Annotated in this window: 1 protein-coding gene and 1 pseudogene; one reads left to right on the top strand and one right to left on the bottom strand. The window is 56.9% G+C overall.

Annotated elements, in window-relative coordinates; translation table 11 throughout:
* Positions 1-313: phosphomannose isomerase type II C-terminal cupin domain (locus tag NW856_RS00880; RefSeq protein WP_414398626.1), on the bottom strand; the 313-nt coding region annotated here is incomplete at its 3' end.
* 267 nt (positions 314-580) lie between these two features.
* Between NW856_RS00880 and NW856_RS00875 the strand changes: the two are divergent.
* Positions 581-1048: pseudogene (locus NW856_RS00875) on the top strand (hypothetical protein); the annotation flags it as partial.

Below are 1048 nucleotides of genomic sequence, written 5' to 3'. Positions count from 1 at the left end.
GGGTGCCGGGGTTTTCCAGGCGGTGCTTGGTGCAGGGGGGAATGTAGGTGGACTCGTTGGAGCTCAGCAGCATCACCTCTTCTCCACGGGTAACCTTCGCTGTGCCCCTGACCACGATCCAGTGCTCGCTGCGGTGGTAGTGCATCTGCAGGCTGAGCCGATGGCCAGGCTTCACCTCGATGCGCTTGATCTTGTACATCGGGCCTTCATCCAAAACCCAGAAGGATCCCCAAGGACGGGTTTCTGCTTGAGAGGGTACCAGCTCAAGCGCTGGAACTGCTGCATCATTCACGCCCCGCACAGCCTGCAACATAAGATCATGTCCTTGCAAAGTCGTCCCCATCCTCTCTCAGCGTCCGAGACCTCCTCATCGACAATATGGCTGAATTAGCCTACGCCAAAACTCGTAGATAAAGTCTCTCAGGCCAGGGAATGCTAATCTAGCCCTGTGTCCAGTTCCCAGACACGTCAGCCCATCCCCATACTTTTTCTGAAACTTGTTCTCATCAGACAACTCTTAAGGCTTGATTCGCTGTTGAATGAGTTGCCTTCTAACTTCTTGAAGTCGTTAAAGCAACCCATGTTTCTCACCAAGCTCAGGGCTTTCTTGCGGCTCTTCGGGTCTACCGGGATCCTGTTTCTGCTGCTGGCTAGCCTTCTGTGGGGTTTGAAGGAAGGCTGGAGCTGGGTGAGCTTGGAGATGCAGTTTCTCGGCTACAAGGGATCCGTGGCGGCCTTGGGGCCGGATCCGCGCCTGCCCATTGTGGGCACCACCTTTCCTCCCTTGCTGGTGCTGGCTACGGCCATTCTGGGACAATCCCCGCTGTTGCTGCAGACCATCTTGGGCTCTCTGGTGCTGGGCTGGGTGTGGCGGCAGTTACGCCGTTTGCCGGTGGAGGTGGGATGGTGCTGGCTGTGGGGTTTGTTGATGGTGGTGCAGCCGACTTTGATCTTGATGCTGCTGCGCAGCCCTGTTTGGACAGCCACAGCAGGGTTGGTGGGGGTGAACATGGCCCTGCTGTTTCCCTTGAGTAAAGAGGAGCAGGCC

Origin of the sequence: Synechococcus sp. R3-13, from assembly GCF_047462195.1 — a bacterium.
GTDB lineage: Bacteria > Cyanobacteriota > Cyanobacteriia > Thermostichales > Thermostichaceae > Thermostichus.
Note: the sequence above shows the minus strand (reverse complement) of the source record. Positions and strands in the feature narration are given on the sequence as shown.